This window comes from Methylicorpusculum sp., assembly GCF_030651835.1.
Classification (GTDB): Bacteria; Pseudomonadota; Gammaproteobacteria; order Methylococcales; family Methylomonadaceae; genus Methylicorpusculum.
This window is the reverse complement of the sequence record NZ_JAUSBX010000023.1, coordinates 24,391-31,511: the sequence shown is the minus strand read 5'-3', so window position 1 is coordinate 31,511 and position 7,121 is coordinate 24,391. Positions and strand designations below refer to the sequence as shown.

Genomic DNA, 7,121 nt, shown 5'->3' with positions numbered 1-7,121 from the left:
GGCGCGGGTTTTGTCAATCAATGAGCGCGCTGTAAAGGGTGCCGGTTTCGTTGAGGGATGAAAGGGACTGGCCATAAGCTTCCGTGCAGGTTGCAAAAATTAAACATTATACAAGCTATGGTTTTAAATTGAGAATTGCTGCGCCTTGTGGGCCAAACGGGTTGTATTTAATGATATGTTATAGTATAACATTATGACCGGACTAACAATTTATCCACCCGCTTGTTCGGTTTTTTTGTGATGCATCAAGTTTTCAGGAGAAAGTTATGCGTAATCATTGGTTAAAACCAGCTTTGTTGCTGGCATTGGGTTTAAACATTTCCAGCGCTTTTGCTGCTACCGATCATCAGCATATGGGTGATATTCAGCCTTGGAAAGTCGGCGGTCAGATATATACCAACGGCAGTTTGTTCGAAGCGGATTTCGGCGATTTTTACCGGGGTAATTATGTGACCCAAGCGCCTGGTTTTGATGCTGATACCGCCAAAGGTGCCTTCGGAGCGGGAAATTGGCTAAGATTCCAAGGTCTGGGGGCCCTTAAGTTCTGGGATGGTTCCATCTGGTCGAACACAGTTCCGAACGGGGAGTATATCGAGATTGAAGATGCGATCGGTAAGACAACCACCTTCACAGCCAGCGGTGTCAGCAACCCTATAGGCGTCATCGATCAATTAGACGCTGAAGGTGACCTGCATTCGCATCTCGATATGACGATCAAGACTGCCAGCAATGACAAAGGTGGCAGTATAGGAGCTTATTGGATCATGATGCAAATCTTTGAAACAGCCCCTGGGTCTCTAGTTCACGTTTCCACGGCTTCTGCACCCTTCGCGATCATATTCAATCGTGGGCTAGATCATGAAGCGTTTGAAACAGCTGTCTCTGCAGTGCCTGTGCCTTCAGCCGTCTGGTTGTTCGGTTCTGCACTGATTGGTTTACTGTCTGCAGGTCGCCGCCGCCGAACCATGGCGCTTAGAGCTTAGGCCTAACGCATCAAAGTCTGTATCGGGCTTTTGCCGGGGGATTGATACTTCCGGCAAAAGCCTTTTAACCGATTATTGTCAGGATCAAACGCATGTTCGACCCATTGAGGCCGCCGAATAAGCTTCGAATGTTATGTCTGATTGCGGCGGCAGTCGTTTCAACACCTATACGTGCGGACCCCAAAAATAGCCACGCTCCTACCGACACTATCCAATCGAGCGAACCTGCTATTGACGCAACGGATGACAAGTTAGTAGAACTGGAAACCATCGAAGTGCTGGGCGTTGCTCCACAGTCCCCGCAGGCAAGTACCTTGTCAGGCGATTCTCTGCGTTTGCAGCAAAGCGATACGCTAGGCAAAACCCTCGAAAATCAATTGGGCGTTAGTAACGCCTCCTTCGGGCCGGGCGTAGGCGTACCGGTAATTCGCGGTTTAAGCGGCTCCCGCGTTCGCATTCTACAGGACGGCATCAGTAGTCACGACGCCTCAACTATCAGCCCCGATCATGCCGTGGCTATCGAGCCTTTGTTTGCCGAACAAATCGACATTGTCCGAGGCCCGGATACCATACGTTACGGCGGCGGGGCCATTGGCGGCACAGTCAACGTCAAGGATAACCGGATACCGGAACGAGTGCCGGAAAAACCGGTTGAAGGGGCGATTGAAAGCCGTTTCGACAACAATGCCGACGGCACCAATTCGGCTTTCAAACTGGATTTGGGCGAAAAATCGCTGGCACTGCGGCTCGGCGGATTTTACCGCCACCGCAACGATACCGAAATTCCTGGCAACGCCATCGACGCAGGCGCTATTCGTGAGCAATTCGGTTTGAGCAATATCATTAACGCCCAGGGATCCATTCCCAACACCGACAGTGAAAGTTACGGCGGTTCAGCGGGCACTGCATGGCTAGGTGAATCGGCGATGGCCGGTATGTCGGTCAGCCATTACGAAAACCGCTATGGCATACCCAAGGGTAGTCATGGAATTGATCCCAGTCATCTGGACGGACTGGAAGTGATACTGCCGGAGATCGACATAGGCGGTTTCGAGGATATTTTAGGCCCTGAAGCGCTGAATCCTAGCATTCGTATCGAAATGATGCAGACTCGGTACGATTTCAAAAGCGAATGGTTTCCATCGATCCCCGGCATAGAACGGTTGGCATTTCGTTATGGACTGGTCGACTATGAGCATACCGAATTCGAAGGCGGTCTGCCTTTCACCGTTTTTAACAATCAGGCTGCGGAAGGCCGTTTTGAAATCGATCATAAACTCTTTGATATCTTCACAGGTACTTTTGGCGCGCAATGGTTGGATAGGGACTTTTCCGCTTTGGGGGTCGAAACTTTTGTACCCCCGACCCAAAGCGATATGTTAGGGCTGTTCACCTTGCAAAAACTCACAATCGATGCGTGGACGCTGGAAGCGGGATTACGCACCGAAAGCGTTCGTATCGATCCCCTGGCCGATAGCTTGAAGTTTCCAGGGCCACCCAACCAGCCGCCCCAATTTTCTCCGGTGGCTTTACCCAGCGATCTCAGTTTCCGCGCCGATTCTGCATCGGTCTCGGCTCGTTGGGACGTAATTGACCATGCCAGCCTGACACTGTCCTTGAGCCGCGCCAAGCGTGCCCCGGATATTCAGGAATTGTTGGCTTTAGGACCGCATTTATCGACACGCACCTTCGAAGTCGGCAACGTACAACTGACCAATGAAACCGTGAACATGGCGGATTTTGGGTTTGATTGGCATTCGGATCGGCTGGCTGCCCGCGCCAACGGTTATTACAACTGGACGGAAAACTATATCTATCAAAAAATCGAACCGGGCGGTTTTTACAATTTTCACGAAGCACAGTTTTACTCGGATTGTGTCAGCTTGGCCGATTGTTTGCCGGTTTACGCCTACGATCAGCGCAACGCGCTATTCATCGGTTACGAAGCGGAAGCACAAGCCACCTTGGCAGACACCCGCTTCGGGCAATTAAAACTGACCGTATTTTCCGATTGGGTGAGAGGGCAATTCGCCGATGGTAACCGCGATGACGTACCGCGTCTTCCGCCATTACGACTCGGCGCGGAAATCGGTTTCGGCGATACGCACTGGAATACCTCGCTACGCTACACCCGCGCCGAAGCGCAAAATCGTCCCGGCAACAACGAAACCGCAACCGCCGGTTACCACCTGCTCAACGCCAGTGCCGATTATCATTGGAAAGGTTTTGAGCCGGTCGATTTCTGGGTGTTTGCCAAAGCAAGCAATTTATTGAATCAGGAAATGCGCAGTTCAGTGTCGTTTTTGCGCAATTTTGCCCCGGAGCCGGGGAGAAGCATAGTCGTCGGCTTTCGAGTCACTTATTAACCCAAACCCGGTGGCCGCTCAAGCTGCCCTTGATTTATTCGGAGAATATCGTGTATACACCCTTTTTTAAACAGCACGGCGTCTGGCTTTTGCCTTTGCTTTGCATCAGCTTCAGCGCACAGGCGGTTCATCTGGACGTAGAAATTTGGGGGGAAGGCAATTCTATGTCGGCTGGATTTTGCAGGACCGCCAGTTCGGTTGGCTGCGACCTTGCAGGATTGGTAGCCAGTTTGCAATTGCCGCCTAACACCTTACCGGAAGACGGAGCTACTGGAAAAATGATATTTCTGACCGATTTTCGCGATTTCTCCGGCGGTCCGTATAAAACACCCAATCCCGGCTTTCAGGCGGTGCAAAACGCTTTGAATCCGGGAGAACTGGTGCGCTATCGCGCGCTGGGAAGTCTACAGTTTTGGGATGCCGCCACCCGCCAGTGGGGGCCAGCTCCCACTGGCGCGCGGATCAAACTGGCCGGCGGTATAGACCCGGCTTTGGTGATCACCGACCACACGAAATGCGGCGGGAAATTATTCTGCTTTGCTCCCGGTGCCGGCGGGGGAGATGCCGCCACCTTGTATACCGTTAATGGCATTGCCGGCAAGCAGGAAATGCTGGTGGACGCCGCCAATGACCAGGGAACCTTGCATACGCATTTAAACTGGTTTCTGGAAAACAACCAAGGTGTATTAGGCGGGCCTATCGGCGCCTACATGGTGGAAATGCAAGTTCTCTCGAATCAACGTAGCCAACCGTCCGAATCGTTTTACATCCTATTCAACGCGGGTTTGCCGGTGGCCGATTTTTCCGATGCCCTGATGGACCGCGTTTTCGAGCTACCGGATACGCCGCCTCCACCGCCGATGCTTTTGCCGGTAGCCAATGCCGGAGCAGACCGGGTGGTGCGCATCGCCAGTCAGGTACATCTCGACGGCAGCCTCAGCTACGATCCGCAACCGGGCCCCGATTCACTGAGTTACAACTGGATTCAAACTGTGGGTACTGCGGTTACCTTGGTGGGCGCCCATCAGTCAAATCCTAGCTTTATTCCAACCCGCCCTGGCAATTACACTTTCAAGCTCACAGTCAGCAATGGCACAAATGCCGGATACGATGAAGTGACCTATACCGTTGCTTCCGCGGGTGATGTCGATCTTGACGGCGATATAGACCGCATTGATGTGGCTTTGATTTTGCGAGCAGCAAAAAAAGTAAAAAAAAAGGAACCGAAAGCCAACCCCAATGATGTTCGCGATCTGGACGGTAACGGAATCATCAACAGAACCGATGCAAGGATGGCAAAAGCCCGCTGCACGTTAAGGAAATGTCATCCGACACGGCGTTAGAAAGTGACGGAGTATTGAATGTCTTCGATACTGGTTGTGGTCATAAGTTGACCTCGCTATGAAGCGATCGCAGGCGTTATCGGTTTCCCACAGCGTCACGGCATTGACCTTGACGCTGTCGCCGTTCAAGGTTTTTGACAGCTTGGTGTTGGCGGTAAATCCAGTCTGCCGGATCCTCGGTGGAAGGGTTGATGCGGTCGAAAGGTTCGATGTCGTTTGTAAAACGGTGATCCAGGCTATCGGCCAATTGGCGGGTTGCCGCCTTGATGGCTTTAAAACAGGTCACTTTACCGAACTCGGTTAGCCGAAGCGGTAGTTGCCGATAACCGCCCAAACTCTGCTTGATGCTTGAAGCCCTCACCCCACCAAGGCAGTTCATCGGTTTACATGTGCATACAATGTTGCTCCGGCAACAGCAAGCGTGTGGTATTGATGTTACCGATCGCAATGTAGTTGTGAATATCTAATGCACCGGCCATGACGATATGCCCGCTAAGACCTTAAACTGCAACGAATCGAAAATTCTCAACGGGATCGGCGATGAAATTAGCTTCACAATTGTTTAAGCGCAGCTTTCGCAACGTAAAATTGTGCAGGAACCCAGATCACACCGCTGTTGAGTTTGATTAGCAAGTTCGTATCCTTACAAGAAATCCAAGGTCAACAACAAACGGTGTGGTTGCAAGATAGTCGGTGTTGGTGAGCGATGCACCAGACCGTGGCCTTCATTGCCTTTCCAGTTTTCACCTTTCATCAGGCCGACGGCATAGGTAGGCATTTGCCGAATCGCGGTCAGATCGGCTATTAAACCGGATTCAGCATCCGGCAGGCCGCAGCTTCCCATACCTAATTTTGAACGATCCAGCGCGTATTCCGGCAGCCATTCGGTGCCGATGCCGCCGTAGCTGCAAATCAGCCGTGCCGGCACCCGGTCGACATGAAAGCGTGGACACATGGCTTGATCCAGGGTGCGTAAGCGCAAACTGGCTTGCTTGCGTTGGAACAATTCGCAAAACGCCGATACCAGTAGGGCAACGTCATCCGTCCAGGCTCGATAACTAGCCAGAGCGCTGGCTTGCGGCCATAGCTGGGAGAAGTCGAACCGTGTCGGATTGACCGACTGGCTGATTTCAACACTGCCGCATTTTTTTAGCGCGCTACAGACGAATTGCTCGATGCCACCGGGCTGCGGTCGCTCGATCAGACACAGGTTGACGTCCTCTTCATAAAAGCGGGACAACTCAGAGAGGTGATGCGAGACTAAAACTTTAGTGGTGGGTTTGCTGTTGACCGGATAGAAAGGCTCGGAAAAAGCAGGCACTGCCGGGAGGGGTTGACGATAAGGAACACGAGCAAACATTTAAAACTCCTTAGATGGCCAGTAAGGTCTGTTCGAAAAACACGATGAACTGCATGAAGCCGACACCCGATGCAAAGGCAATACTTTGGCTACCGAGATGCATGAGGCTGGAACGTTCATGCAGTACCGGAATTAGGTCGGAAGCGGCGATATAAATAAAGCCACCAGCAGCAATCGGCAGCAACAGGGTTAACGACGATTGAGCTATCTGGCTTAACAGCAAGGTGAACACGACACCGAGCATCACGGTCAGCGAACAGTAAAAATTGAATAACACGGCCTGCTTAGGCGTAAAGCCGCCGCGCAACAATGCACCGACATCGCCCAATTCTTGAGGGACTTCGTGCGCGACGATGGCGATGGTAGTGGTAAATCCCAAGGCCGGATCGACCAGAAAACTACCGGCTATCAGGATACCGTCGACGAAATTATGGATGGCATCCCCGATCAAATTCATTTTTGCCATCGGCAAAATCTCGCTGGAGGCCGAGCCTGAATCAGTGTTGTGGTCGTGTCGCCATCGCACCAGTTTTTCCAGGACAAAGAACACAAATACTCCGACCAGCACAGTTAGGCATACCTCGCTGACTGAACCCTGCCGAGATACCGCGTCAGGTATTAGGTGAATAAAGGCGTCGCCAAGCAGCACGCCCACCGCCAACGCTACCAGATTGGGTACTAACGCCTGTAAGCGCTTGGCCGGCAGACAAATGACGAACCAACCGCTGAAAGACACCAGGCTCACCAGTAAACCGGCAGCCAAAGCGCCAAAAATCACCTCATAGGAAAGCGTTGTCATAACTGATCAATCCATAAGTTTCGTGGAGTGGCATAATGGTATGATCTGAAAATGAACCCGGCCACCGCATTGGGCAGCAAGTGTGTGACGGTATGAGCCAACATGAAGCCCAGTATCAGCAAAAAAATGCCCGACAACGTTCGCTTTTGGCGTTTGTTGTTCAGCATCGCAATGGTAATCCCAAGAATGACCAGGATTTCACCGCCGATCAGATACAGATGACTATCCAAATCAGTCACAAATAAACTCGGCTGAATAGTATTCTATGCG

General features: G+C 51.8%; 7 protein-coding genes. 3 read left to right on the top strand and 4 right to left on the bottom strand.

Annotated elements, in window-relative coordinates:
* Positions 1-266 precede the first annotated feature (266 nt).
* The 3 genes from Q7V32_RS03000 (at position 267) to Q7V32_RS02990 (ending at position 4,692) form a co-directional block, all read left to right on the top strand.
* Positions 267-983, top strand: coding sequence for a hypothetical protein (locus tag Q7V32_RS03000; protein WP_304895505.1), 717 nt, complete (start codon positions 267-269; stop codon positions 981-983).
* A 92-nt stretch (positions 984-1,075) separates the two neighbouring features.
* Positions 1,076-3,349, top strand: a complete 2,274-nt coding sequence (locus Q7V32_RS02995) for a TonB-dependent receptor (protein ID WP_304895504.1) — start codon at positions 1,076-1,078, stop codon at positions 3,347-3,349.
* A gap of 50 nt (positions 3,350-3,399) precedes the next feature.
* On the top strand, positions 3,400-4,692 hold the full coding sequence (locus Q7V32_RS02990) for a dockerin type I domain-containing protein (RefSeq protein ID WP_304895503.1): 1,293 nt from the start codon (positions 3,400-3,402) through the stop codon (positions 4,690-4,692).
* A 76-nt stretch (positions 4,693-4,768) separates the two neighbouring features.
* Here the strand turns inward: Q7V32_RS02990 and Q7V32_RS20775 are convergent, their stop codons facing one another.
* The 4 genes from Q7V32_RS20775 to Q7V32_RS02970 all read right to left on the bottom strand — a co-directional run bounded on the left by Q7V32_RS20775 (position 4,769) and on the right by Q7V32_RS02970 (position 7,090).
* Positions 4,769-5,071 (bottom strand): 6-carboxytetrahydropterin synthase, encoded by a 303-nt coding sequence (locus Q7V32_RS20775; RefSeq protein WP_370690761.1) that lies wholly within the window; start codon positions 5,069-5,071, stop codon positions 4,769-4,771.
* A gap of 264 nt (positions 5,072-5,335) precedes the next feature.
* Entirely contained in the window at positions 5,336-6,052 is a 717-nt protein-coding gene (locus Q7V32_RS02980) for a DUF1826 domain-containing protein (protein WP_304895501.1), read from the bottom strand.
* A gap of 10 nt (positions 6,053-6,062) precedes the next feature.
* Positions 6,063-6,851, bottom strand: a complete 789-nt coding sequence (locus tag Q7V32_RS02975) for a ZIP family metal transporter (protein WP_304895500.1) — start codon at positions 6,849-6,851, stop codon at positions 6,063-6,065.
* On the bottom strand, positions 6,848-7,090 hold the full coding sequence (locus Q7V32_RS02970) for a hypothetical protein (protein ID WP_304895499.1): 243 nt from the start codon (positions 7,088-7,090) through the stop codon (positions 6,848-6,850). Before Q7V32_RS02970 ends, Q7V32_RS02975 begins: the two co-directional genes overlap by 4 nt.
* Positions 7,091-7,121 lie beyond the last annotated feature (31 nt).